Origin of the sequence: Trinickia soli, from assembly GCF_002879855.1 — a bacterium.
GTDB lineage: Bacteria > Pseudomonadota > Gammaproteobacteria > Burkholderiales > Burkholderiaceae > Trinickia > Trinickia soli.
The window spans coordinates 1-25,694 of record NZ_PNYB01000018.1; the positions used below are offsets into that span (position 1 = coordinate 1).

26 protein-coding genes are annotated in these 25,694 nt (G+C 64.2%); 15 read left to right on the forward strand and 11 right to left on the reverse strand.

Features of this window, described 5'->3' with window-relative positions; translation table 11 throughout:
* Window positions 1-116 precede the first annotated feature (116 nt).
* Complete coding sequence (locus tag C0Z19_RS19425; protein WP_102611471.1) at window positions 117-707, reverse strand: SIS domain-containing protein; 591 nt, start codon at window positions 705-707, stop codon at window positions 117-119.
* A gap of 94 nt (window positions 708-801) precedes the next feature.
* Entirely contained in the window at window positions 802-1,254 is a 453-nt protein-coding gene (locus tag C0Z19_RS19430; protein ID WP_425330313.1) for a YraN family protein, read from the reverse strand.
* 37 nt (window positions 1,255-1,291) lie between these two features.
* Between C0Z19_RS19430 and rsmI the strand changes: the two genes are divergently transcribed.
* Entirely contained in the window at window positions 1,292-2,173 is an 882-nt protein-coding gene (rsmI, locus tag C0Z19_RS19435; protein ID WP_102611473.1) for a 16S rRNA (cytidine(1402)-2'-O)-methyltransferase, read from the forward strand.
* Between the two features lie 200 nt (window positions 2,174-2,373).
* Here rsmI and C0Z19_RS19440 read toward each other — a convergent pair whose 3' ends face one another.
* The gene (locus C0Z19_RS19440) at window positions 2,374-2,958 is read right to left on the reverse strand and encodes a septal ring lytic transglycosylase RlpA family protein (protein WP_102611580.1); all 585 of its coding nucleotides are present in this window, start codon (window positions 2,956-2,958) and stop codon (window positions 2,374-2,376) included.
* 650 nt (window positions 2,959-3,608) lie between these two features.
* Here C0Z19_RS19440 and C0Z19_RS19445 point away from each other — a divergent pair.
* The 3 genes from C0Z19_RS19445 to C0Z19_RS19455 all read left to right on the forward strand — a co-directional run bounded on the left by C0Z19_RS19445 (window position 3,609) and on the right by C0Z19_RS19455 (window position 5,452).
* Window positions 3,609-4,253, forward strand: a complete 645-nt coding sequence (locus tag C0Z19_RS19445; RefSeq protein ID WP_102611474.1) for an MBL fold metallo-hydrolase — start codon at window positions 3,609-3,611, stop codon at window positions 4,251-4,253.
* Window positions 4,250-4,903: a 3'-5' exonuclease family protein gene (locus C0Z19_RS19450; RefSeq protein WP_102611475.1), complete on the forward strand. Its 654-nt coding sequence runs from the start codon at window positions 4,250-4,252 to the stop codon at window positions 4,901-4,903. The genes C0Z19_RS19445 and C0Z19_RS19450 overlap by 4 nt, the downstream gene beginning before the upstream one ends.
* 90 nt (window positions 4,904-4,993) lie before the next feature.
* Entirely contained in the window at window positions 4,994-5,452 is a 459-nt protein-coding gene (locus C0Z19_RS19455) for an Lrp/AsnC family transcriptional regulator (RefSeq protein ID WP_102611581.1), read from the forward strand.
* Between the two features lie 33 nt (window positions 5,453-5,485).
* Here C0Z19_RS19455 and C0Z19_RS19460 read toward each other — a convergent pair whose 3' ends face one another.
* From C0Z19_RS19460 to C0Z19_RS19470, 3 genes are all read right to left on the reverse strand, one after another.
* On the reverse strand, window positions 5,486-6,679 hold the full coding sequence (locus C0Z19_RS19460) for a cation diffusion facilitator family transporter (RefSeq protein WP_102611476.1): 1,194 nt from the start codon (window positions 6,677-6,679) through the stop codon (window positions 5,486-5,488).
* Window positions 6,680-6,983: 304 nt separating this feature from the next.
* Complete coding sequence (locus tag C0Z19_RS19465; protein WP_102611477.1) at window positions 6,984-7,280, reverse strand: H-NS histone family protein; 297 nt, start codon at window positions 7,278-7,280, stop codon at window positions 6,984-6,986.
* 405 nt (window positions 7,281-7,685) lie between these two features.
* Complete coding sequence (locus C0Z19_RS19470; protein ID WP_102611478.1) at window positions 7,686-8,351, reverse strand: HugZ family pyridoxamine 5'-phosphate oxidase; 666 nt, start codon at window positions 8,349-8,351, stop codon at window positions 7,686-7,688.
* Between the two features lie 275 nt (window positions 8,352-8,626).
* Between C0Z19_RS19470 and C0Z19_RS19475 the strand changes: the two genes are divergently transcribed.
* Entirely contained in the window at window positions 8,627-9,745 is a 1,119-nt protein-coding gene (locus tag C0Z19_RS19475; RefSeq protein ID WP_102611479.1) for an MFS transporter, read from the forward strand.
* A gap of 141 nt (window positions 9,746-9,886) precedes the next feature.
* Here C0Z19_RS19475 and C0Z19_RS19480 read toward each other — a convergent pair whose 3' ends face one another.
* Window positions 9,887-11,035, reverse strand: coding sequence for a branched-chain amino acid ABC transporter substrate-binding protein (locus tag C0Z19_RS19480; protein ID WP_102611480.1), 1,149 nt, complete (start codon window positions 11,033-11,035; stop codon window positions 9,887-9,889).
* Window positions 11,036-11,491: 456 nt separating this feature from the next.
* Window positions 11,492-12,601, reverse strand: a complete 1,110-nt coding sequence (locus C0Z19_RS19485; RefSeq protein ID WP_102611481.1) for an NAD(P)H-dependent flavin oxidoreductase — start codon at window positions 12,599-12,601, stop codon at window positions 11,492-11,494.
* 352 nt (window positions 12,602-12,953) lie between these two features.
* Here C0Z19_RS19485 and C0Z19_RS19490 point away from each other — a divergent pair, with 352 nt between their 5' ends.
* Window positions 12,954-13,649: a dienelactone hydrolase family protein gene (locus C0Z19_RS19490; protein ID WP_175084100.1), complete on the forward strand. Its 696-nt coding sequence runs from the start codon at window positions 12,954-12,956 to the stop codon at window positions 13,647-13,649.
* A gap of 123 nt (window positions 13,650-13,772) precedes the next feature.
* Here C0Z19_RS19490 and C0Z19_RS19495 read toward each other — a convergent pair whose 3' ends face one another.
* The 3 genes from C0Z19_RS19495 to C0Z19_RS19505 all read right to left on the reverse strand — a co-directional run bounded on the left by C0Z19_RS19495 (window position 13,773) and on the right by C0Z19_RS19505 (window position 16,591).
* A complete protein-coding gene (locus C0Z19_RS19495; protein WP_102611482.1) occupies window positions 13,773-14,087 on the reverse strand; it encodes a high-potential iron-sulfur protein in 315 nt (104 codons plus the stop codon).
* A 200-nt stretch (window positions 14,088-14,287) separates the two neighbouring features.
* Window positions 14,288-15,463, reverse strand: coding sequence for an NAD(P)/FAD-dependent oxidoreductase (locus C0Z19_RS19500; protein WP_332882221.1), 1,176 nt, complete (start codon window positions 15,461-15,463; stop codon window positions 14,288-14,290).
* Window positions 15,464-15,613: 150 nt separating this feature from the next.
* Complete coding sequence (locus C0Z19_RS19505) at window positions 15,614-16,591, reverse strand: AAA family ATPase (protein ID WP_102611484.1); 978 nt, start codon at window positions 16,589-16,591, stop codon at window positions 15,614-15,616.
* A 333-nt stretch (window positions 16,592-16,924) separates the two neighbouring features.
* Between C0Z19_RS19505 and C0Z19_RS19510 the strand changes: the two genes are divergently transcribed.
* The 9 genes from C0Z19_RS19510 to C0Z19_RS19550 all read left to right on the forward strand — a co-directional run bounded on the left by C0Z19_RS19510 (window position 16,925) and on the right by C0Z19_RS19550 (window position 25,600).
* On the forward strand, window positions 16,925-17,518 hold the full coding sequence (locus C0Z19_RS19510; protein WP_102611485.1) for a hypothetical protein: 594 nt from the start codon (window positions 16,925-16,927) through the stop codon (window positions 17,516-17,518).
* A 29-nt stretch (window positions 17,519-17,547) separates the two neighbouring features.
* Window positions 17,548-18,357 (forward strand): endonuclease/exonuclease/phosphatase family protein, encoded by an 810-nt coding sequence (locus C0Z19_RS19515; RefSeq protein WP_102611486.1) that lies wholly within the window; start codon window positions 17,548-17,550, stop codon window positions 18,355-18,357.
* A 124-nt stretch (window positions 18,358-18,481) separates the two neighbouring features.
* Entirely contained in the window at window positions 18,482-19,123 is a 642-nt protein-coding gene (locus C0Z19_RS19520; protein WP_102611487.1) for a LysE family translocator, read from the forward strand.
* Window positions 19,124-19,355: 232 nt separating this feature from the next.
* Window positions 19,356-20,126: a ferredoxin--NADP reductase gene (locus C0Z19_RS19525; protein ID WP_102611488.1), complete on the forward strand. Its 771-nt coding sequence runs from the start codon at window positions 19,356-19,358 to the stop codon at window positions 20,124-20,126.
* 453 nt (window positions 20,127-20,579) lie between these two features.
* Window positions 20,580-21,461: a sensor histidine kinase gene (locus tag C0Z19_RS19530; protein WP_233196213.1), complete on the forward strand. Its 882-nt coding sequence runs from the start codon at window positions 20,580-20,582 to the stop codon at window positions 21,459-21,461.
* Entirely contained in the window at window positions 21,458-22,114 is a 657-nt protein-coding gene (gene rqpR / locus C0Z19_RS19535) for a response regulator transcription factor RqpR (protein WP_102611489.1), read from the forward strand. The genes C0Z19_RS19530 and rqpR overlap by 4 nt, the downstream gene beginning before the upstream one ends.
* A 228-nt stretch (window positions 22,115-22,342) precedes the next feature.
* Window positions 22,343-23,740 (forward strand): branched-chain amino acid transporter BcaP, encoded by a 1,398-nt coding sequence (gene bcaP / locus C0Z19_RS19540; protein ID WP_102611490.1) that lies wholly within the window; start codon window positions 22,343-22,345, stop codon window positions 23,738-23,740.
* A gap of 292 nt (window positions 23,741-24,032) precedes the next feature.
* The gene (locus C0Z19_RS19545) at window positions 24,033-24,599 is read left to right on the forward strand and encodes an SRPBCC family protein (RefSeq protein ID WP_102611491.1); all 567 of its coding nucleotides are present in this window, start codon (window positions 24,033-24,035) and stop codon (window positions 24,597-24,599) included.
* Window positions 24,572-25,600: an XdhC family protein gene (locus C0Z19_RS19550; RefSeq protein ID WP_102611492.1), complete on the forward strand. Its 1,029-nt coding sequence runs from the start codon at window positions 24,572-24,574 to the stop codon at window positions 25,598-25,600. Before C0Z19_RS19545 ends, C0Z19_RS19550 begins: the two co-directional genes overlap by 28 nt.
* Window positions 25,601-25,694 lie beyond the last annotated feature (94 nt).

The following is a 25,694-nucleotide window of genomic DNA, read 5'->3' on the forward strand; positions in this document are numbered from 1 at the left end:
CCAACACACACCCCTGCAACGACGCCGCCAAAGCAGCTGCCGCCGCGGCCGCCAGCGTTCCCCGTACGATCGTCTTCATGACGCGATCTGCCTTCATCAACGAATCCCCTTCGAAGTCAATCTTCGCCGAGCAACATGGCATCGATGCCGTCGCACAGGCAGTGAATAATCAACACGTGCACTTCGCGAATCCGCGCCATCCGCTGCGACGGCACGCAAATCTGTATGTCGGTGTCAGCCAGCGCTTCGGCCACTCTCGCGCCGCCGCCCTCGCCCGTCAACGCAATCACGACCATCTCGCGCTCATGCGCTTCGACGATCGCTCCAAGCAAATCAGGCTCGTCGCCGCCCGCCGCAATGACGAGCAACACGTCGCCCGCGTGCCCCAGCGCACGCAGTTGCCGCGCGTACACCGTATCGAACGCACCGCCCGCACTCAACGCCGTCAACACGGTGGAGTCGGCCGTGAGCGCAATGGCCGGCAAGCTCGGACGCTCGCGCTCGAAACCGGCGATCAGCTGCGCGGCGAATCGCTGCGCGTCCGCCGCACCCGCGCCGTTGCCGCACGCGAAAATCCGATTGCCGTTCGCCAGCGCACCGAACATCGTGTCGATGGCTGCCGCGATCGGCATCGATAAGGCGTCGAGCGCCTCGAGTTTCAATGCCGCGCTTTCGCGAAAATGCTGTTGAATTCGTTCGACTGACATCGGTTCTCTTTTCTGCCGGCCCCGCCCATTGCGGCCGGTCGTCAGCGCGCAAGTTTACCGTACTGGCCCACTGCCTCCGCACGTTATTCCGGCACTAGCTGCCGTCCTCGCGAAACGCGTCGCGCAACCAGACGAGCCGCCGCCCTTCGAAAACAACCGCGTCGAACCGGCAAACACTCGCACCGGCACCGCGCGTGACCAAAAAATACCGCGCCGCCAGCAAGATGCGCTGCCGCTTGCTCGGCCCGATACTCGCCGCAGCCCCGCCATAACGGCCACCGGAGCGCGCTCGCACTTCGACAAAAACCAGCATGCCGTCACGATCGCGCATGACAAGGTCGATCTCCCCGCCCCGGCACGTCACGTTGCGCGCGACAAGGCGCAGCCGCTGCCGCCGCAGGAAATCGAGCGCCAGCCCCTCGTATTGCGCTCCGACGCGTTTCGACCCGCGCCGCCCGGAAAAGTTGTCCGCAGCGTCGTACCGACTTTGGCCCTGCAGCCGCGGCGCCTGCTCGCGGGCCGTGGCCGCCTGCCTCGCGTGGCACAATGGCGGCCTTCCCTCGCTACCTGGCGTTTCTCGCTTCATGTCCGATCTCCTCGATCTTGCGCAGCGGCAGCAGTACCCCGCCGCCACGCTCTACGTCATTGCAACGCCGATCGGCAATGCCGCCGACATCACCCTGCGCGCGCTACACGTGCTCGGTCTCGTCGATCGCATCGCCGCCGAAGACACACGCAATACGGGGCAGTTGCTCGGGCTCTACGGGATCTCGAAGCCGCTCGTTGCCGTGCATGAGCACAACGAGCGCGAAGCGGCCGGACGCATCGTCGATCACCTGCGAGCCGGAGAGCGCGTCGCCTATGTCTCCGACGCCGGCACGCCCGGCGTGTCAGACCCAGGCGCCAAGCTTGTCGACGCCGTGCGCGAAGCCGGCTTCGCCGTCGTGCCGCTTCCCGGTGCAAGCGCGGTAACGACCGCCATCTCGGCTGCGGGAGACTTCGTCGGCTCGTTCTCGTTCCTCGGCTTTTTGCCGACGAAAGCCAAACAACGCGCGACCCATTTGCAGCAGATCGCTGCCCACCCGCATGCAATGGTGTTTTACGAAGCCCCGCATCGCATCGTCGAAACCGTGCAAGCGTTGGCCGATACGCTCGGCGGCGACCGGCAATTGCTCATTGCGCGCGAACTGACAAAACTACATGAGGCCATTCATCGCTGCACCCTGGCCGAAGGGCCAACGTGGCTGGCCGCCGATCCGAATCGGCAACGCGGGGAGTTCGTGCTTGTCGTGCAGGGCGCGCCCGCGCAGGGGCAGGAAGATGAAGCCGCGCATGACGCGCTCCTTTCGTTGCTGTTGGAGGAAGTGTCCGTCAGCAGCGCGGCCCGCTTGGCGGCTGCGATTACAGGGGCGTCGCGCAATCTGCTTTACACGCGAGCGTTGGAGTTGGCGAAGCGGGAGGGATAAGCGGCGAGGAACGAAAGCAGGAAGCGCGGCGCCGCATCATGCCGGCGCCATAGTTAGGACTCCTGAATATCCTCACCTGAACAAAAACGGCGCCCCGAAAAGGGACGCCGCCATCGATCCATCAAGAGCCTTCAAGAGCCTTCAAGAGCCTTCAAGAGCCTTCAAGAGCCTTCAAGAGCCTTCACACAACACAGCGGGTATCAGTTGCCCGCATCCTTGCCCGCATTGCTAGCCAATACTTCCGCACGCTCCGCACGCGCTTCTTCCTGCGACAGCCCTTCGATCTGCACGCGAGCCGTACCCGCATGCGCCAAGCCGAGCAGCTTTGCCGCCGCATAAGACAAGTCGATCACGCGCCCACGCACGTACGGCCCGCGATCGTTGATCTTGACCACCACGGACTTGTGGTTCGACGTATTCGTCACGCGCACGTACGAAGCGAGCGGCAGCGTCTTGTGCGCGGCCGTCATCGCATTCATGTCGTAACGTTCGCCGCTGGCCGTCTTGCGGCCCACGAAATGCCGCCCGTACCACGAGGCGCGGCCCACTTGCTTGAAATCGGATACGTCGGGCGTGCCGTCGTCGATTGGCTGCGCGTTGGCAAGCGATTGGTCGTGCCCGGCAGGAAGCGGCGCCGCGCTCCCAAATGCAACCGGTGCGTTCGCCGCCTGCGCTACGGCGGGAATGGCGCTTGCGCTCCCTGTCTGCGTCGGCTGGACCGCGCAACCCGTGAAGGCGGTCACGACAAAAAGCATCCCCAGCGATCGATACCATCGATGTTTCATATGATGTTTCGCCAATCTGTCGAGCCGATCTGTGATGGATGTTTCGCATCGCGGTACGGCTCGGGCGATCGAGCACGGCACAGCACGCACGCCTTGAAGCGTGTGCAGCGGTACAGCACTCGGCTGCGGCCACGTTCGGCCGCATACAGCCCGGTTGGTGTTCACGTCTGGTGCGGCTGTCCCCGTCAGCTTGACCAGACCCCAAACGCCGCCATCGAACATGGCTATCACGTTCTTGCGCGCCCGCAGGCACGAGGAACGGCGGCGTAGGCTCACCCAGCGGTACGGCCGACAGGCCGTGTCAGGCGCGTGGCGCCTGGCTGGGTAAGACGTGTGCGTCGAACTTCATCGACACAGAAACGAAGCCGCTCACCGCGACTTCGGACTTCAATTGACAGCGACCGGCATGCGTTAGTTCGAGCAAGGGCCGAATCGCCAGTAGAGCAGCGCAGGACTCACCCCGCGCAAAGTGCAGCCGCATTATAGCAGAAAGGGAAGGCAATCCCGGGCGCCAGGCTCGGGCCGTCATTGATTCTCCCTATGGACGCAACAATGCGCATTGGAAAGCGGCCATCGTGGCCATTCGGCCATGCAGCGCCGGCGCGAGCCGGCTGGTACCATCTTTCTTTTTGCAGCCAGCGCTCCCGCCGATGAAGGTCTTCGTTATTCCCGTCACGCCGTTTCAGCAAAACTGCTCGCTCCTGATCTGCGAAGCGACGCAGCGGGCAGCCGTCGTCGATCCGGGCGGCGATCTCGAACTGGTCGAGCGCGCCGTCGCAGAGAACGGCGCCACCGTCGAGAAAATCCTGCTCACGCACGGCCACGTCGATCACTGCGCCGGCGCAAAAACGCTGGCCACGCATTACGGCGTCCCCATCGAAGGCCCGCACCAGGACGAGCGCTTCTGGATCGAGAAGCTGCCCGACCAAAGCGTGCGCTTCGGCTTTCCCGCGGCGCAAGCGTTCGAGCCCGATCGCTGGCTCGTCGAAGGCGATACGGTCCGCTTCGGCGAAGAAACCCTGGACGTTTATCACTGTCCAGGCCACACGCCCGGCCATGTCGTCTTCGTCAGCGCGAAGCATCGGATCGCGTTCGTCGGCGACGTCCTGTTCGCGGGCTCGATCGGTCGCACCGATTTCCCGCGCGGCAATCACGCCGATCTGATCAACTCGATTCGCACGAAACTCTGGCCGCTCGGCGACGACATCACGTTCGTCCCCGGTCACGGCCCCACGTCGACGTTCGGCGAGGAGCGGCGCACGAATCCCTATGTCGCAGACGGAGTGAGCGCATGACGGGCGAAATCTATGTCAGTACCGACATCGAGGCCGACGGCCCGATCCCGGGCCCGCATTCGATGCTGAGCTTCGCGTCGGCGGCCTACACCGACGACAAGCAGTTGATCGGCACGTTTTCGGCGAATCTGGAAACGCTGCCCGGCGCGCAAGCGCACCCTGTGCAGGAAGCCTGGTGGAAAACGCAGCCGCAAGCGTGGGCCGCGTGCCGCTCGGATCTGCGGCGCCCCGAGGAAGCTCTCGTCGCCTACGTCGAATGGGTCGAAGCCCTGCCGGGCAAGCCCGTGTTCGTCGGCATGCCGGCCGGCTTCGATTTCACGTTCATGTTTTGGTACATGATGCGCTTTACGGGGCGCTGTCCGTTTTCCTGGTCGGCGCTCGACGTGAAAACGCTCGCCTTCGCCATGACGGGGCTGCCCTATCGCAAGTGCATCAAGCCGCGCATGCCGAAGCATTGGTTCGACGATCACCCGCACACGCACGTGGCGCTAGACGACGCCATCGAGCAAGGCGCACTCTTTTGCAACATGCTCAAGGACTTACGCGTGATGCAACGGACATCGGCCGCCGCTGCCGAAGCGAGGCAGCGCAGCAGCGAGGTGGATGCGCAGCCGTTAGGACAAATCGACACCGAGAGCCCGCCAAATTAGGGAAATTCCCTCGCTCGTCCGCAGTCCGATTGCCTTTTATTTCTTCCGCCACTAATATCAAACGCAATGGCTGTCGGAAAGGAGGCGCGGATGTCACTCGATACGTTTTCGCAGAAAATCCTGCGCCTGTTGCAGCTCGATGCCCGACGCTCCGTCCAGGAAATCTCCGAGCAAGTCGGGCTCTCAAGCACGCCGTGCTGGCGGCGCATCAAGGACATGGAGCAATCGGGCGTCATTCAACGCTATACGGCGTTGCTCGATCGCGAAAAGCTCGGGCTGCATGTGTGCGCCCTCGCCCATATCCACCTGATGCGGCACACGGAGGGCGGCGTCGAGCAATTCGAACGCGAAATCTCCACCTGCCCCGAAGTGACCGAGTGCTATAGCACCACGGGCGAAGCCGATTACATTCTGAAAATCGTCGCGCCCGACATCAAAGCCTACGACGCGTTTCTCCACGATCGCATCTTCAAAATCCCCGCCGTCTCACAAGTACGCACGAGCGTCGTGCTGCGCGAAGTCAAATTTGATACGCAGTTGCCGCTCTGAAGCCACGCCTCGGCGTGTTTGCGCCCGGCTCGCTTAGGCGTGCCTCGGACTCGCAGCATCTGCCTTCACCGGCACAAGCTGTCGTTGCAGCGTGACGTTGCGCGCCCCAAGTCGTGCCTTGAGCTGATCCATGTCGATACGACCGACCAGATCCGCATCGTGTTCGCGATCGGCCAATCGATCCGCCGACAACGTGATGTCGACGTCGAGCCCCGTGCTCAGGTAATGAACATTGAGGTTCGCTGCGCGCAGTCCGTATTTCGCCAGTTCGGCGTCGACGAGCGCGGCCACGGCCACGCGGGTCGGCAAGCGCGCCGGCGGATGTGCAATCGCGTCGTTTTCGGGATCGACGTGAATCAGTGCATCGAGTACGCGTTTGTCGGTCATGACGCGTGCGCGCGCCGATTCCGCAATGTAGTGCCCCTCGGATACCGAGATCAGCGGGTCGACGAGGATATGCGCGTCGACGAGCGCAAGGTCGCCCATTTTGCGCGTGCGCAACTCATGGACATCGCGCACGCCCGCCGTCGCCATCAACAGCTTGTGGATATCGGCCGTCGCCGTTTCGTCGAGCGCCCGGTCGGACAGGTCTTGCAGCGCATCCCAGCCGAACACCCAACCCATGCGCGCCACGAGGAAGCCGACGATCGCCGCGGCGATCGGATCGAGCAGGCGCACGCCGAACAAGCTTCCCACGATACCGACTGCAACCACGAGCGACGATGCGGCGTCGGAGCGCGCATGCCATGCGTTCGCGATCAGCATGGCCGAACGCACTTTCTGGGCTTGTCGCAGCATGTACCGAAACAGCGACTCCTTCGACACGAGCACGAGCACGGCCACGACAAGCGCACTGACATGGACGGCCGGAATGTTGTCCATATTCGCGAGCCGCGTGCCGGCGCGCCACAGCATGCCGATACCGACGGCGACAAGTAGCCCGCCGAGAAACAGCGACGCAACGGTCTCGTACCGGCCATGCCCGTAGTTGTGATCGGCGTCGGGTTGTTCCGCGCTGGCCCGGTTCGCAATCAGCACGATGAAATCGGAAATCAGATCCGCGAGCGAATGGATGCCGTCGGCAATAAGGGCCTGGGAATGCGCGAAGACACCGATCGCGACCTGCAAGCACATCAGGACAAGGTTCAGCGCGACGCTCACAAACGTGCTTTTGCGCGCGACGGCTTGTTTTTGGGCGGATTCGAGTTCGGCAGCGTGGGAATGCATCGGGAAGGTAAGCCACAGCGTTGTCTATCGCGATTCTACCAAGCCGAACGCCCGAGCGCTGTCGCCGCCTGCACCTTTCTTCTTTCAAATCATGGCGTTATGAGAACGCAACCCATTCTTATTGCGACTTGCGTCCTCACTGTGTCTACTGCTTTCGGTGAAGCAGGGACGAGGATTTTCAATCGATACATTAGACAAATAAAAACCGCGCACCCTGAGGGGTAACGCGGTTCTATCCGGCTCGTGCAAACCATGACGTCGAGATCGACGCTGATCGCACACTAAGCGGTCTATTGCCGATTAGTTACTTAATCAGGAACTGTTCGCGATCCTGACCAGCAATCCAACGGGGCGGCTTGCCGCGGCCCGACCACGTGCTGCCGCTCGCGGGATCGCGATATTTCGGCGCAACGCCGGCGCGAGGACGACCACCCTTGCCCAACTTGCCACGACCGCCGCCGAGTTCGGCGAGGGTAATGCCGTAGTCAGCCATTTTCTGTTTGATCTCGTTCAGCACTTCGGCGTATTCCTTCGCCTTCGCCTCTTCGATCTGCTTCTCCAGCTTCTCTCGTTGAGCGAGAAGTTCCTTGTAAGAAGACATACAATCCCTTGTGGTTTCGATAAATGGCGCCGATCTCATGCCGGGTATTGCCATCTGAATGCGTGGTGCCTCGGATATTTCGGAAGCGAGATTAGCACAAAAGGCCGGCAAACGAAAAGCCCGAAAAGACGATCAGGGAAAAAAGATTCTCATTGTTTGTTTCACTCATTCGTCATCGCGATCAGCTTGTCTCGAATTACCCAATGCAAGTGCTCTCGTATTTTCCAGTCCAATGGGAACCGTCGGTGGCCGCAACTTTCAATTCGTGAAACGGGTAACGAACAGGCGGCAAAAAGTTCTCACAGCATGAAAGGATGCTGCACCAGCGCGGCTATCCGCGGGGTGCGTCGATCGACAGCGTCGCGTGCGATCGGCGCTTTCCCTATCGGGAAAAACGCTTTCCGGCTAATCGGCGTGATCTGCTATGCAACTCGCCAGCGCCCGTTCCAGCGCTGACATATCAGGTTTTGCCGAATCGAACGGATAGCGTCGCCGTTGGCCGTCTACTCTTAAATCGGCCCCGTATCGGTCGACGCCGGCCAATCGCACTAACGCCGGACGTCTTACATGCCGGTCGAAGTATTCGATCAGTGCAGTTTCGTCTTCGTCGCTCAACGGCTCGAGCGGGTCCAGTTCTTCCGCATCGAGCCAGCCCATTGCGCCGAAGCCGCCGATGTATCGCATTCGCTCGATTTCCAGCACGCGAAACGAAAAATCGCCGAGCGCAAGATAGCGCTCGGCGTCGGGGTGATAGCGCAAATAGCGGCGCACCAGGGACGGTTCCAACCCGCCCGGCACGAATTGGCCCAGAAGCGTCAGCCGCTCGCCGTTCAGCACGTCGTCGTTCGCTGGCGAATCGACGACAAGAAAGCCGGAGCGCCGATCGGCTTCGAGATTGCGCGCGTGCTCAGCCAGGCGGCTCACGAGCACGACCGGCCGGTGCCGGGCATCGGGAGCGAACGGAAGTGCCGTCGGATACGGGAATCCGAGCGGATCCCGTGAGTGCGTCGCCAGAGCCCCGACCCGCTTGCGGTGCAACAGATGCAACGGCGCGTGTGCCGAAATGTTCATCGCGTGTGTCCCGGTCCCGCACCATGTTCAGGTTTCAGCGCGGTGCAAGACCCTCCGTTAGAATCGTTAGGTTGCATCCATCTTAGCGCTCGCGCGCGCCAATACTTCGCCTGCCCGCGCACTCTCGCCCTTTTTTGCCGTTTTCGCCCTTTTTCGCCCTTTTTCGGTTCTCATTCGCGCCCGTGTCGCATACCAGTTCATCGCAGTCCTGCGCCGTCCCAGCGGCCCACCGCGATCTCCCTCCCGCCGCGCGTCAACGCGCACGCTACGCCACCATGGCGCTGTTCTTCATCGCCGGCATGGCTTACGCGTCGTGGGGCGTGCATGTGCCGACCGTGCGCGACAAGTTTCACCTCGACCCCGCGGCGCTGTCGCTCGCGCTGTTCGTTCTGACCGGCGGCTCGATCGCTGCCACCGTCACCAACGCGAAGTGGATCGCACGCGTCGGCACGCGCCGCGCCTGTCTCGTCGGCGGGCTCGTCATGGCGGGCGGCATGGCGTTGATTTTAGTCGCGCCGACCTACGCCGTGCTGTTGCCGGTGCTCGCCGTATTCGGCGCAGGAATGGCGACGATGGACGTGGCGATGAACGCGGAAGCCAGCGCCGTCGAACAAGCGCTCGGGCGGCCCATCATGTCTTCGCTGCATGGCATGTTCAGCATCGGCGGGATGATCGGCGCAGGCGCAGGCGGCCTTGCGCTCGCGCACGGCATGACCGGCGCGCTGCACCTGCTGCTGGCCGCGCTCGTCTGCGTCGTCGTGCTCGCGCTCAGTTGCCCGGCCGTGTTGCCGCAGGTGCCGCACGCGGAGAGCCATCACGGCGAGGCGGGCGCCAGCCGCTGGCGTTCGCCCGTCTTGTGGGCGCTCGGGGCCGTTGCGCTCATCGCGCTCATTGCCGAAGGCGCCATGTACGATTGGGCCGCCGTCTACATGCGCGATGTCGTGCATTCGACGCCGGCGTTCGCCAGCGCCGGCTATGCGGCATTCACGGGTGCGATGGCGGCCGGACGATTTGCCGGCGACGCCGTGCGGGCGCGCTTCGGCGCCGTGCAGCTCGTGCTGGCTAGCGCCTCGATCGCCTGTGCGGGCATGGTCGGCGCCCTCGTGCTGCCATTTTCGATTACGGCGCTCGTCGGGTTCGCGATGATGGGCGTCGGGCTCGCGAACATGATGCCCGTGCTGTTCGCCGCGGCCATGCGCGTGCGCGGCATTCATGCCGCCGTCGGGCTGGCGCACGTCGCGAGCATCGCTTATGTCGGTTTGCTGTTCGGGCCCGTCTTGATCGGCGGCGTTGCGCAGGCGACGAATCTTTCGGTCGGGCTGTCGGTCGTTGCGCTCTGTGCGGCGCTCGTCGCGGTCATCGGGCCGCGCGTGCTGAAACGGCTCGGCGTTTGAATGCAGTGCCGCCGCCGTTGGCGATAGATACCCCACAATACAAAGGGGCGCGCACGCTGTTCGCGTACACGCCCCTTCCACCTTTCTCTGCGGCAGCCGGCTACGCTGGCGCGCCGGCCGCACATCGATCGGTCAAGCCGATTACATCGCCACTTCGTTCAGCAGCGTCTTCTTGCCGGCCTTGTAGTTGTACAGCGAGATCACGCCGTGCTTCAGGTCGCCGTGTGCGTCGAACTGCGTTTCGCCGATCACGCCCTTGTAGTCCGTCGACGGCAAAGCCGCGAGGATCTTCGCCGGATCGGTCGAGTTCGCGCGCTTCATCGCGTCGACGATGATGTAGACGGCGTCATACGTGAACGGTGCGTAAATCTGGATCGGCACACCGAAACGCGCCTTGTACTTGGCTTCGAACTCCTGGCCAGCCTTGCCCATCTTCTCGAGCGAGCGGCCCGCTTCCGAACAGACGACGTTATCGGTCGCATCGCCAGCCAGCGTGGAGAGCTGATCGGTACAGACGCCGTCACCCGCGAGGATCTTCGCCTTGATGCCGAGCTGCTTCGCTTGCTTGGCGAACGGGCCGCCGGTGGCATCCATGCCGCCGTACATGATCGCGTCGGGGCCTTCGCCCTTGATCTTCGTCAGAATCGCGCGGAAGTCGACCGCCTTGTCGTTCGTCGCGTCATGCGAGAGGACGGTCATGCCGAGCGACTTCGCGGTCTTTTCGAATTCGTTCGCCAAGCCTTGGCCGTAAGCCGTGGCGTCGTCGACGATCGCGACCTTCTTCAGATTCAAAGTCTTAGCTGCGTAGTTTGCGAGAGCCGGGCCTTGCTGCGCATCGGTCGCCACGACGCGGAACGTCGTCTTGAAGCCTTGCAGCGTGTATTGGGGGTTCGTTGCCGACGGCGAGATCTGCGCGATGCCCGCATCGCTGTAGATCTTCGAAGCCGGGATCGTCGTACCGGAGTTCAAGTGCCCAACCACTGCCACAACCTTGTCATCGACAAGCTTCTGCGCAACCTGCGTAGCCGTACGCGGGTCAGCCGCGTCGTCTTGCGCGTCCAGTTGCAGCGTGACCTTCTGGCCGCCGATCACGAGACCCTTCTTGTTGATTTCCTCGACGGCGAGGCGCGCACCGTTTTCGTTGTCCTTGCCGAGGTGGGCGATCTGGCCAGTCAGCGGCGCGACGTGGCCGATTTTGACGATTTCATCAGCTGCTGCGCCCGTTGCCATCGTCGCAGCCAACATCGCAGCCGCGCTGATCGGCAACAGTTTTTGCATCTTGCTATTCATGTAAGTCTCCGGTTTTCGGTCCCAAAAACGACGTGATCGCCCTAATCCCCGCCTTCCTCTTGTCTGTGCCGAAGGGGCAATTACGCCGGATGCATCGTCATGCACTTGGTCGGGCACGCGAGCGGACCTGTTCGTGACAAGCCGCGCCTTCGTGCTGCGCGCAAGTGTAGGGCAACAAATTAAAGTTGGGGGCTTTTTTGAGAAACTGGGAAGACTACTAATAGCGCCGAGCGCAGAAAAGTTCTGGCAAAAACCCATCTCCCGCCCGGAAACGCAATAGGCATGCGGGTTTTCGCGTAGTCGCCCTGCACGGCGATCACGCGGCGCCCTTCATAAATTCGTGGCAAAAATCGCCTAACACATTGATCGCGATCAAAAATAACGTTTAGCGCGGCATGCAAACGGCATTCAGTTGCCATGACTACCGAGGCGCTTATACAGCCTCTCGTAGACTGTTTATTCGAATGTCGGCAAACGCGGCACCTGGCCGGAAAGAGCCCGCCATTCGGCATCGAGCGCGCCGACGATCTCCGCGGCACCGCAGCCGGGCCGCCGATTGCGAATCAGCGGCGCGCCCTGGCCCGCCCAAAGCGAGAGGTAATCGCCGCGATCGGAGCGGGCCGCGGTTTGCCGCAACTCCTGCGTCAGCGCGTTTTGCACGGGATAGGGCGCAACGCGCGCGGGCTCCGCCTCGAGGCGGTCCATCAACCGATTGCGAATGCCGCGTGCATAGCGGCCTGTGATCGCACGCGTGACGCTCGTCGCGGTGTCTGCGCTGGCGGCGAGCCGCTGCTTCCAGTCCGCGGCGGCACTGCTTTCGGCGCATGCGAGGAACACGGTGCCGAGTTGCGCGGCCTGCGCGCCCAGTGCGAGCGCCGCTGCGATCCCGCGCCCGTCCATGATGCCGCCCGCCGCGATGACCGGGATCTCGAGCGCGTCCACCAGTTGCGGCACGAGGGCCATCGTGCCGATCAGCGGATTGGTTTGCGCATCGATGAACGTGCCGCGATGCCCGCCCGCCTCGGCGCCTTGCGCGCAGACGGCGTCGGCGCCGGCGTCGCGCCACGCGAGGCCTTCGGCGACATGGGTCGCCGTGCCGATCACATAGCTGCCGGCCGCTTTGAGGCGCTCGACGTCGGGCGCGTCGAGCACGCCGAACGTGAAGCTGACGACGGGCACGCGCAGCGCGATCGCTTGTTCCAGTTGTTCGCGAAACGCTGGCGCATAGCGCTCGGGCGTACGGCCCGGCGGCAAACCGAGTTCCGCGCGCAACGGGTCGATGGCGTCGAGCGCGCGACGGACCGTGGCGTCGTCGGGCGTGGCCGCGCTCGGCATGAAAAGATTGATGCCGAACGCGCGCGAGGTCGCTGCGCGAATCTGCGCCACTTCGGCGGCCAGCTTGTCCGGCGCCATCGCCCCGGCGCCCAACATGCCGAGCGCACCGGCGTTGCTGGTCGCAATCACCATCGCGGGCGTCGTCGCGCCCACCATCGGCGCCTGCACGAGCGGCAGCCGCAGGCCGAAACGCTCCGCAAACGCGGGGAGAGAGGGATTCGTTGCGCTCATGTTCATATCGATCCTCGAGATTCGGTCCGGCGGGCCGCAGCTACGGGGGAGCGGCGCGGCGGAGCCGGGCGCCGCCATGCATCCGCCGATGCCTTCGCCGATGTTCGCCTCACTTTACGCGCGCGCCGGGCGCACGAAAAATGAATTATCGAGATCGATTCATTCCCATTCGGTGAATGACGCGAATTACGCGGTCCAGGCCGAAGACCAGCGCGACGACGTGTCGGACAGGCGGCCCGCCCTTCAACCGTCCCGGCTCCGGGCAGAACCCACGGCGCGCGTTCAGCGGACTCTGCAATTCGGTGCCAAACTGGCGGACCCTTTGACTACGAGATTGAGGTGGCGAATGAGCGTGACGACTCGATGGATCGAGATCGATGCGGGTGGCGGCGAGCGCTACGATGGATACCTCGCCGTGCCGCGTGCGGGCAAAGGCCCCGGCGTCATCATCGTGCAGGAAATCTTCGGCGTGAACGCGCATATCCAGTCTGTCGCCGAACAATATGCACTCGCGGGCTATGTCGCCCTCGCGCCCGATATTTTCTGGCGCGCCGAGCGGCGGGTGGAACTGGGCTACGTCGGCCCTGACCGCGACAAGGCGTTGGCGTTGCTCAAGCGCATCGATGCGAACCAGACCGCTGCCGATCTGGGCGCGGCTGCCCATACGCTGCGCGCCCTACCCGAAACGACAGGCAAGATCGGCGCCGTCGGCTTCTGTTTCGGCGGCCAGCTGGCTTATCTGATGGCGGCACGCGGCAGCGTCGATGCGGCCGTCGCCTACTACGGCGGGGGTATTCAGAACAAACTCGACGAAGCGACCAATATCCGCGTACCGATGCTGTTCCACTATGCGGAACACGATGCGTCGATTCCGCAGAACGCCGTGGCACAGGTGAAGCAACGCATGGCGGGACACGCCGGCGTGCAGTTCTTCGACTACCCGGGCGCGGAGCACGGCTTCAACTGCTCGGACCGTTCCGCCTACGACCAACATGCGTCGGCGCTTGCGCACGGGCGCACGTTGACGTTCCTTTCGTCGATTCTTTGAGATGCGGTTGAAGCGGCGGGACGGTGCGGCGGGACAGCGGGGCTGAAAAGCGCGGCGGCTGAGCGCCGCGCCGGATGGAGCGTGCGCCGGCCCGCGAAGGCCAGGGCGCGTTGAACGGGCTGGTTAAGCCTTCTTCGAATAAGCGCTGCACCAGCCCTTGCCGGACACCTGCTTGCCGCCGAAAATCGGACACGGCGCGAAAGCGTCGGTCGGCTTGCCCTGGAAGAATTGGCAATTGCTGCATTCCTGGCCTGCGGCGTATTTGGGGTACTTCGCCTTGTCGACCGTGGTCGCGTCCAGCTTGTAGCCGAGCCCTTGCGCGGTCGGGTCGCTTTCGGCGACCTTCGGCGCATCGGCCAGAGCCTGACGCGAACCCAGCGCGAGCGCGGAGGCGGCGCCCAGGCTCGTAATCAGAAACGTGCGACGGGACGATTTCATGGGGACTCTCCTTAGGTATGGTCCTGCTCACCGCTGCTCTACGGCAGCAGTGGCCCAGCATAGCAACGAAGTGCGGCCGGCGCAGCCAGCTTGAGCAAATGTCCCGGATAAGTGCGTCAGTTCGTCGCGGCCGCCCTGGCGCCTGCCTGTCCGGCGCTCAGTCCGGCGATAAGTTTCTTTCTCGCTGTGTCATCGGCGCGTCACGCCCGCCCCGCGAGTTCGCACACGCGCTGTGCGATCGCAAGCGAGGCCGTCAAACCCGGCGATTCGATGCCGAACAGATTGACGAGGCCGCGCACGCCGTGGGCGGCGGGCCCTTGAATCACGAAGTCGGCTGCAGGCTCGCCGGGGCCGGACAGCTTCGGGCGGATGCCCGCGTAAGCCGGCTGCAGCGCGTCGTCGGGCAAGGCCGGCCAATATTCGCGGATGGCCGAGTAAAACGAGTCCGCGCGGCGGGGATCGACGTCGTAATTGATCGTATCGACCCACTCGACATCGGGACCGAAGCGCGCCTGCCCGCCGAGGTCCAGCGTCAGGTGCACGCCGAGTCCCGCTTCGTTCGGCATCGGATAGATGAGCCGCGAAAACGGGGCGCGGCCTGAGATGCTGAAGTAACTGCCGCGCGCGAGGTACAGCGGCGGGACGTGGCGCGCATCGAGGCCCCGAATCTTGCGGGCCAGCGCATTGGCGTGCAGCCCCGCACTGTTGATGACGCATGCAGCCGAAAGCGTCGTGGGCGAGTCGCCACCAACCGTCACGACGAACCGCCCCGCCCGCGCTTCGACCGATTCGACTGGCGAATGGAACGTGCAGACAGCGCCGTTGCGCTCGGCATCGCCTTGCAGCGCCAGCAGTAGCTGGTGGCTGTCGACTATGCCGGTTTGCGGCGAGAACACGGCCGCTTCGCATTGCAACGCCGGTTCCAACTCACGCGCGTCTGCGCCGCTCAGGCGGATCAGGTCCAGCACGCCGTTTTCCTTCCCGCGCGCTTCGATCGCGGCAAGCTGCGGCAACTGGTTGCGCGCGGTCGCGACGAGCAGCTTGCCGCAACGCTCGTGCGGCACGCCACGGTCGGCGCAATATTCGTAGAGCATCTCGCGGCCGCGCACGCACAGCGTCGCCTTCAGCGAGCCGCGAGGATAGTAAAGCCCCGCGTGTATGACTTCGCTATTGCGCGAGCTCGTGCCCGTGCCGATCGCTTCCGTCGCTTCGAGCACGATCACCTCGCGACCACGCTGCGCCAGCGCGCGCGCCACCGCAAGACCGACCACGCCCGCGCCGATCACCACACATTCGATCTCATCCATGTCTGTCGTCGCGGCCCGCTTGGCCGCGCTTCTCCGTCCGCTTGCACCTTCGGTGGGACTTCGTCGCAAGAGCGCCTACCACGCCCGGACCGTCCGGCTCCGCATCGCGCGGCCCGCATGAAGCGGCATTGCGTCGATACATGAGGGCGATTGTACGACGCGCGGCAAAAGCCGCTTCGGCAAGCGGCCCGAAACCGTGCGCTAACGGCCGCAGGCTCGTCAAAAGCCGATCGGCCGACGGCGGGCTCCGCGTTCGGGACGAATATCGTCGGCGCGCACCACGTCGCGTCCGTCCACCCGCGCCGTGCCGAAAGCATGCAAAATCGCGCGGCGCATATCGCGCGGCGAAGCGCGCGACAACGCTTCGAGCGCGTCCTCGTCGAGCTGCGCCGGAAAGCGCCGTCCCCAGTTATGGGCGCCGCGCACTTCCTCGTAAATCGTCCGTGCGATGCGGCGCGCACCCTCGCGATCGGGCGGCTCGATTTCGTAGATGCTCATCCGGCTCAAAATCGGTGCGGGGATCGCACGCTCGTCGTTGGCCGTCGCAATCCAGATCACCTGGCCCGCGTCGATCGGCACTTCGGCGAATTCGTCGATGAAGGTTTGCGCGGTCTCGTGTTCGAGCAGCGCGTAGAGCGCACCGAGCGGGTCGTATTGGGAATCGCCGCTCGCCTTGTCGATTTCGTCGACGACGATCACGGGGTTCGCGTAGCTGCCGTTCACGAGCGTTTCGAATACTTTGCCGGGCTTCGCATTCTTCCATTGCGACGAAGCGCCCGACAGGATCCAGCCCGCCGTCAGCGAACTCATGGCCACATAATGGTGCGTCGTGCCGAGCAGACGCGCGAGCGCCTTGGCAAAGTGCGTTTTGCCGATGCCGGGATCGCCCAGCAAGAGCATCGGCATCAGTTCGAGCCGGTCTTCCGTTTCGATGCAGAGCGCGACTTGCCGGCGCACGTCTTCCAAGGGATCGGCGAAGTTCGGCAGCGCGTCGATGAGGCCGTCGATGGCTGGCATGCGGTTCGGCTTCACGCAAAAACGCAGGTTGCCGATTTTGAGCATTTTTTCGTAGGTTGCGCGCAGCGCTTCGCTCGCGCCTTCGCTGAGCTCGTTCAGCGCGGTTTCGACCCGATCGAGATCGTAGACCTTGCTGAACGACGCCACTGCGATTTCCTGCTTCACCACGGCTGTCGTCATCGCTCACCTCGCATGCTGCGTTTGAGCGCGCCCCGCCGATTCTGGTGTTGCTGCCTGCGTCCGGCCTTGGGGCGGCGCATCGTTCGCTTCGTCGTCACTCCAGTGTAGTCAAGCAAGTTCCATGCGAAAAGCCAGCAGCCTCGCCCGCGTGCTGCTAACAGGGCTTTCCCGCCATTTCGAGCCGGTTTTCCGTCTGACGACACAGGACGGGTATGAGCCATGCATCTCGCAAAGCGAGCGAACCGCTCGATCACGGCTGGGCCGACCGTTAGGCGTAAGATGAACGCTTGTCGTCTCGCCGCGCCATTTGTCTGCGGTAAGGAGAGAAGTTCGATGAGACGTGCCACCCGCGTCGTCGCCACACTCGGTGGCGTTTTCGTCTGCGTCATAGGCGCGGCGGCCGCGCTTGCCTTCGCCAGCGCACTGTCTGCGAGCACCGCGAGGGCCGCGGGCGGGTTGGCGGCGGATTCATCCGCGAGCGCTGCCGCTGCTTCGATCGGCGACGACGCGCCGCCCCCCGTAGCATGGCAACTCGAAGTCGTGCGCGACGGGCAAACCATCGATCGCTTCGAAGCGACGACCACGCTCGGACAGGCCTTCAGCGCGACTCATCACGACGAAACGACGCATCGGGTAGGCTGCAAGGACGTGCCGGCCGGTGGCATCGATCTTGCGCGAACGATCTCGGTCTCCCCCATCGCCGCCGATGCAGGCGGCGTCACGCTCATCATCGACGCCAACGAAACGATCGAAGACGATACGGCGCCGACCACCCCGGAAGGGTGTGCGCTGCCGCCGCAGCCCCGGCGCGTCAGTGCGAGCCATCCCGGGCTCGTCGTGCCCGCCGGCGAGTGGGTCGCCTGGACCCTCATCGACAAGAATCCGACGCTTGTCTATCGCCTCCATGCGAGCGTCGCACCACATTAACGGTTGGAAGAAAGCGGACACGAAGCGGCATGCGAAATCCAGAAGAGCTCACGCACCCCGGGGCGACGGCGCCACAGAAGAAGGAGTTCGTCGCCGTCAGTTGGAATCTGCACAAGGGCCGCTCGCCGCTCGGCTTCACCGCATGGAAAGCGATGCAGCGCTGGGTCGAATCGACGCATGCCGACGTCTACTTCCTGCAGGAAGCGATGGCGCGGCGGATGCCGGGCCCGGTGCTCGCGACGAGCTTCGGCGCGCCCGTCCATGAACCGCTTGTCGATGTCTGGGAGTGTCAGGCGACCGAAATCGCACACGCGCTCGACCTCGAAATCGCCCTCGGGCCCAACGTGTTCAAGCCGTCGTGGCGTCACGGCAATGCCATCCTGTCGCCGCATCCGCTCGACCTGGGCGGGCGCTGGGATATCTCGGCGCACCGGTTCGAGCGGCGCGGGCTGCTCGTCGCGCGCACCACCTTCGCGGGTCGATCGGTCACGCTGCTATGCGCCCACCTCGCGCTCACGCGCGCGGCGCGCGTGCGGCAAATGAACTGGATTGCTCACTGGATTGCCCGCGAGGCGCCAGACGGGCCGCTCGTGCTCGCAGGCGACTTCAACGATTGGCGCAACGACTCGGTCCCGCTGTTCCGCGAACACGGCCTCGTCGAAGTCGCGACGCTGCTGGGGCAGCCGGCCCGCACGTTTCCGGCATTCTCTCCCGCGCTCGCGCTCGACAAAATGTTCGTGCGCGGCATGCAGCCCATCGAATGCGTGCAACCCACGCAGGACACGGCCTGGCTTTCCGATCATCTGCCCTACATCGCGCGGCTCGAATTGAGCCATTGAGTTCAACGATGGAGAACCGGGCGCCCTCAGTGGCGTGCGGTAAAGCGATTGGCAGGAGCCGATAGACGGGATGCGCTAGATTAGCGGTTTATCGAACCCGATCCTTTCCTTCCGGCCCGCTGCGATGCATTACCTCCCGATCCTTCTGCAAATCGCCGTCATCTACCTCGTGGCGGCGGCCAGTCCCGGACCGAACTTTTTCATGGTCACGCAGCTCTCGCTGACTGGACGGCGTACGCTCGGCGCGGCGTCGGCGCTTGGCGTCTGCACGGCGTCGATGTTGTGGGTCACGCTCGCCATGCTCGGCCTCGCCGCCGTCTTGCAGCGGCTCGAATGGCTCTACACGGGCGTTCGTATCGCCGGCGCGCTCTATCTCGTCTATTTCGGGTTCAAATTGCTCGGTTCGAGCGCGCGCCCAAGCCCGGCGCCCAGCGCAGCGGCCCAAGCCGCGCCGCTCGCGCACGATGCGGCTGCCTGGCTGCGCGCCTACCGTTCGGGATTCGTCACCTGCGCGACCAATCCGAAGTCGTGTGCGTTCTGGACGAGCGTGTTCGCCGCGATGTTTCCGGCACACCCACCCCTCTGGTTCTATAGCGCCGTCTTCGCGACGATCGGCTCGCTCTCGGCCAGCTGGTACTGCGGCGTCGCGTTCATGTTCGCGACCGAGCGCACGCAGCGCAGCTATCGCAAGCTGCGGCGGCCGATTGACGCATTGTGCGGCGCGGCGCTCGTCGGGCTCGGCGCCAAGCTCGTGGCCGAACGGTAGCGGGAGGCCCGCCGGGCGGCTGCCGGCGCGGCGCCGCCCCGCGCGGCGGTTATATCGACATGCCGAATCGACATAGAACGCTCGTCGCTGTATTGCTGCGGGCGCGTTAAAATAGCCATCTTTTAGCGTCGTCTGACGCGCCGCGACAGCCCATCGCCCCTTGCCCCCGCCGGCCGGAGCGTTCGTGTGCCGAGCGCTTTGGCGCCCACCTCTTCGCACTTTCACCGTAGCCATGAGCAATCTGAATCCGCAAACCGTCCTCTCCGTCCACCACTGGACCGATACGCTGTTCAGCTTCACCTGCACCCGCGATTCGTCGTTTCGCTTCGAAAACGGGCAGTTCACGATGGTTGGGCTGGAAGTCGAGGGCAAGCCGCTGATCCGCGCGTACAGCATGGCGAGCGCGAACTACGAGGAAAACCTCGAATTTCTCAGCATCAAGGTGCAAGACGGCCCGCTGACCTCGCGCCTGCAGCACCTGAAGGTGGGCGATCAGGTTCTGATCGGCAAGAAGCCGACGGGCACGCTGATGGCCGACAACCTGCTGCCGGGCAAGACGCTCTGGCTGCTGTCGACGGGCACCGGGCTCGCGCCGTTCATGTCGATCATCAAAGACCCGGACGTCTACGACCGCTATGAGAAGGTCGTGTTGACGCACACGTGCCGCTTTGTCGACGAACTCGCCTACAAGGACTACATCACCGAGCATCTGCCGGCCCACGAGCATATCGGCGACCTCGTCCGCGAAAAGCTCATCTACTACCCGACGGTCACGCGCGAGACGTTCCAGAACCGCGGCCGGATCACCGAGCTGATCGATACGAAGAAGCTGTTCGAAGACCTGAACGTGCCGCCGTTCTCCATCGACAACGACCGTGTGATGCTCTGCGGCAGCCCCCATATGCTGCGCGATACGCGCGAATTGCTCGACAGCCTCGGCTTCAAGGAAGGCAGCAATAACGAGCCGGGGCACTACGTCGTCGAGAAAGCGTTCGTCGGCTGACGACAAACGCAGGGCGGGCAACAGGAGCAACGCGCACGTCGCTCGCAAACCCGAGCGCCCGCCCCTGCTACCGACAAGCGTCGCTGGTCAAAACCGGAGCCCTGGCTCCGGTTTTTTCTTTGATGGACATTGACGCGGCATTCTTGTTACACATCGGCGTCCGTCCCACCCATCTCGTCGTAGGAATTTGTCCTACAACCGAAAAACGCCGGGCTGTCAATCCGTGCTTGTCAAGGCGCTGGAGCGCCCGTGGGACCGGTATTTTTTCGAATTCTGAGATATTATGCGGCCCAATGAAGGGTCGAATGAAAACGTTCCGCTCCTGTTACCAGATGTAAGTTTCGTTACGCAGGGCGTCATCTTTTCCGACGCAGCGGCGTGCTAATCCGGGATTGTGTCTTCGCGATGAATCAACGTCTGGCTCAGGCCGCTCGGCAACACGATAACTTGGACATGTCGATGGTCGTACCGCTGGCCGTCGGCGAAGCGGGTACCAGCGCAGGCGCGGCAGCAGCCGACGCCGAACGGCGCCTGCGCGCACTTGCCGCCGAGCTCGCGCAAACGCGCGAATCCATCAAGCAACATGTCGCCCGCGAGATCCACGACAGTCTCGGCGCGGAACTGACCGCCGCCCGGTTCGCCCTCGCCAATGTCGAGCATGCATTGGGCGCGGGGCGGGACGTCGCCGCTGCGGCCCTTGAACTTGCGCAACAATCGCTCGATGCCGCCTGCGAAGCGTGCCGGCGCCTCGTGCAGGATCTGCATGCGCCGAATGTCGAAGGCGGCGTAGTCGCCGCGCTCGCGCAGTGGACGCGCGAGTTCTCCGAGCGCACGGGCCTTTCGACGAGCTTCGTTTGCGCCGCCGATGTGCGCCTGACTCAATTGCCGCCCGACGCCGCGCTGGCCGTGATGCGCGTGACGCAGGAAGCGCTCACCAATGTCGCGAAACACGCCAGAGCCTCGCACGCGGACGTGCGCATCGTCACGGACGCGAAACGGCTGACGTTGATCATCGAAGACGACGGCCGCGGGATGCCGCCACGGGCGCGCCGCGCCGGTGCACCGAGTTCGGCCTCCGCGCGCGGCTTCGGCCTGCCGGGCATGCGCGCGCGGTGCGAGTCGTTCGGCGGCGCGCTGCGCATCGCGTCGAGGCTGCGCGCGGAATCGCCCGGTTCGCCATGGCACGGCGCCTGGCCGGCGGCCGGCAACGCCGCCGCAGTACAGCCCGGAACGACCGTGCGCGCGCATTTCTTGTGGGCGGCGATGGCGCATGAGCGAAACGAGGACACGCGCCGCCGCGCAGGCCGGGGCTCGCGTGCGGGGCACGGCAGATGACGCTGAGGATTCTGCTCGTCGACGACCACGCCGTCGTCCGCCAGGGCGTGCGCCAGTTGCTCGTCAATCATGGCATCGCGCGCGAGGTGGTCGAAGCCGAGAGCGGCGCTCAGGCGCTCGCAAGCCTGGACGGCGACCCGTTCGACGTCATCCTGCTCGACATTTCATTGCCCGACATGAACGGCGTCGAAGTGCTCAAGCGCGTGAAACGCCGAGAGCCGCGCACGCCCGTGATGATGTTTTCGATGTATCGCGAAGACCAGTACGCCGTGCGCTCGCTGAAGGCCGGCGCGAGCGGCTATCTGTCCAAAACGGTCACGGCCGCACAGATGATCGACGCCATCCGGCAAGTCGCCGCGGGCCGCAAATATGTGAGCCCCGCGCTGGCCGAGGCGCTCGCCGATTACGTCTCGTTCGACACCGATCAGCTGCCGCACGAAAAGTTGTCCGACCGCGAATACCAGACGCTCTGCATGCTCGCCTCGGGCAAACGGCTGACCGACATCGCGCATGCGCTTTCGCTGTCGGTGAAAACGGTCAGCGTGTACCGCGCGCGGCTGCTCGAGAAAATGAAGCTGCGCAACAACGCGGAACTGACGTTTTACGTGATGAGCAACCGGCTCGTCGATCTGAATCCCGCCATGACGGGTTGAAGCCTTCTCTTGCTCGTTCCGGCCGGCTATGAGGGCCGGACGGGGCCTGCAAAACCCGGCTTCACGCAATTCGTGGGACTCTGCGCCCCCGGGGCTCCCTCACCCCCTGAGACTTTTCTGATTCCTTACGGAACGGCAGGCCAAGAGGGCCATATTGGCTAAAATCTAGGGTTTTTCCGTACATAGAGTCGCACCGGTTCGGTGCGTCCTCCAGGAGACTCCCGCCTTATGTCCCTTTTTCGCAAGAAGAACGTCGAGCAGATGATTGCCGGTGCCGGGCGCACCAGCCTCAAAAAATCGCTCGGCGCGCTCGATCTCACCTTTCTCGGTATCGGCGCCATCATCGGCACCGGCATCTTCGTGCTGACGGGCACGGGCGCCGTGCAAGCCGGCCCCGCATTGATGATCGCGTTCGTCATCGCCGCGGTGGCCTGCGGGCTGGCGGGTCTCGCTTATGCTGAATTCGCATCGACGATTCCGGTCGCCGGCTCCATCTATACCTACTCTTACGCGACGCTCGGCGAACTGGCGGCATGGATCATCGGCTGGGATCTGATGCTCGAGTACGGGCTTGCTGCGTCCGCCGTCTCGGTGGGCTGGTCGGGCTATCTGCAATCGCTGCTCGCCGGCTTCGGCGTAAAGCTGCCGATGGCGCTCACGGCAGCGCCGGGCGCCGTCGCCGGCGCAACCACGCTGTTCAATCTGCCTGCGTTCCTCGTCACGATGGCGATCACCACGCTGCTGTCGGTCGGCGTGCGCGAATCGACGCGCGTCAACAACGCGATGGTCGCGATCAAGGTGGCCGTCGTGCTGGCGGTGATCGCAGTCGGCGTGTTCCATGTGCAACCGGCCAACTGGCGTCCGTTCATGCCGAACGGCTGGCACGGCGTGTTCGGCGCGGCGGCCGTCATGTTCTTCGCGTTCATCGGGTTCGATTCCGTTTCGTCCGCCGCCGAAGAGGTCAAGGACCCGAAGCGCGATCTGCCGATCGGCATCATCGCCTCGCTCGCCGTCTGTGCCGTGCTTTACGTGGCAGTGGCGGCCGTCGTGACGGGCATCGTGCCCTCGCCCGGTTTCGCCGACGTTTCCCACCCCGTGTCGTACGCGCTGCAAGTCGCCGGGCAAAACTGGGTGGCCGGGTTCATCGATCTGGGCGCCGTACTCGGCATGCTCACCGTCATTCTCGTGATGAGCTATGGGCAAACGCGGATCATCTTCGCGATGTCGCGCGACGGGCTGCTGCCGAAAGCGCTCTCGCGCGTGCATCCGCGCTTTGCGACGCCATTTACGACGACCTGGATCGTCGGCATTTTCTTCGGCCTCATCGGCGCCCTCGTGCCTTTGAACGTGTTGGCCGAACTGATCAACATCGGCACGCTCGCGGCGTTCTCGATGGTGTCGATCGCCGTGCTCGTCCTGCGCCGCACTCATCCGCATCTTCCGCGCGCATTCCGCTGCCCGGGCGTGCCCGTCGTGCCGCTCGGGGCGGTAGCGGCCTGCGTCTTCCTGATGATCAATCTGCAATGGATTACATGGGTTGCGTTCCTCGCCTGGCTCGCGATCGGACTGGTCGTCTACTTCGGCTACTCGCGTAAAAACTCGCTGCTGGCGCGCGGGAAGCGCTAGACGCCGGGGCCGCTGGGCCGGCCGTGCCTCCCGGGTGCGGCTTCGCTTCGGACGCGAACGCTAATGAACGGCATCGCCGGTTTCGACCGCGATGCCGTTTTTCTTTGCACGCGCCTTGCTCGCTACGACCTGTTCGAGGCCATGAAGGCAACGGTCGGGGAGCATGAGTCCCCGGGGCGCGAAGTGAGCGAACCGGCTCGCGCCGCACGGTACATAATGGGAACCACGACTACCCGCGCGCGCGAACAGTTCGCGGGCTCTGGTCGCTCCCTCTTACAGGAGGAACAACGCAATGGAATTGACCGAAAGCTACACACTGCCCGTCCCGCCACAGCGGGCTTGGGAAGCGCTTACCGATGCCGCGATCCTGCGCGCGTCGATTCCTGGATGCGAAGACATCCAAGCCGACGGGGAAAACGGCTTCTTCATGGCACTGGATCTTTCGGCAGAGGGGGGCACATCGCGTTTCAAAGGGCGCGTCCGAGTGAGCGAGGCCGCTGGCCCCCAATCGCGCACGCTCGTGTTCGAACTCGATGGCCCCGCTGGCGCCGCGAACGGCGGCACTCCGAGCGCGCGGCTGCGGCTGGAGGCCGACGGCGATGCCGCGACGACGCTCCTCTACACTGCGCGCTCGCAGGCGCTGCATGTCGACGGCAACAGCCCGGCGCACGAAGCCGTGCGCAAAGTCGCCGATCAATTCTTCAAGCGGTTCGCGGCACAACTGTCGGCCCGCGACCTGGCATTGCCGAGCGACGCGCCGCAGCCTGCCGAACCATCGCTGCAGCACGCTGCCGTGTTCGAATCGGCGCCATCGGGCAAAGGGGGGAAGTCGTGGAAAGCATGGACCTCGAGGTCCTGAATACAGGCAGGCGCTGGCTCGCGGAAGGTCAGCGCGTCGTCCTCGCCACCGTTGTGAGGACCTGGGGTTCGTCGCCGCGCCCGGAGGGGGCCATGCTGGCGATCCGCGAAGATGGTCTTGTGGTCGGATCGGTGTCGGGGGGATGCATCGAGGACGACCTGATCGAGCGCGTGCGCCGAGGCGACATCGATCTTGAGCGGCCGAGCGTGGCGCGCTACGGCATTGCAGCCGAAGAGGCGCATCGCTTCGGTCTGCCCTGCGGCGGCACGCTCGAACTCGTGCTCGAGCCGTTGACGCCGGCGAGCGGCATCGACGCGTTGTGCGAAGCGCTTGCTGACGGGGCGCTCGTCGCGCGCGCGCTCGATATGGCAACGGGCGTGGCAAGACTTGCGCCGGCCCTCGCCACGGACGGACTGCGTTTCGACGGCGAGCGGCTCGTCACGATCCACGGGCCGCGCTTTCGGATGCTCGTAATCGGGGCGGGACAGCTGTCGGGGTATCTGGCGTCGATGGCCGTCGGGCTCGACTACCGTGTCACGGTGTGCGATCCGCGTGAAGCGTACACCGACGAGTGGAACGTGCCCGGGACCGAGATCGTCCGCATGATGCCCGATGATGCTGTAACGGAAATGAAGCTCGACGCACGCTCGGCCGTCATCGCGCTGACGCACGATCCGAAGCTCGACGATCTGGCCTTGATGGAAGCGCTCAAGACGCCCGCGTTCTACGTCGGCGCGCTCGGCTCCAGGCGCAACAATGCGGCGCGACGCGAGCGGCTACGGGAATTCGATCTGAGCGATGGCGAGTTGGCACGGCTGCACGGGCCTGTCGGCATTTACATCGGCAGCCGCACGCCGCCTGAAATCGCAATCTCGATCCTGGCCGAGGTCACGGCCGCGAAGAACGGTGTTTCGTTGCCGACGATGCTGAAGGTCGAGGGTGCGAAGGCTGCGCGTGAGCAAGCTCGCGCACCGGAGTGTGAGGCGCCGACCGGCAAGTAGAGATCGCATTGCCGCCTGGATGCGTTGTATCTCGATGGGCCGTCACTGACCCGATAGCCCTCGGATCATCATGTAACCACCCACATCCCGGCTC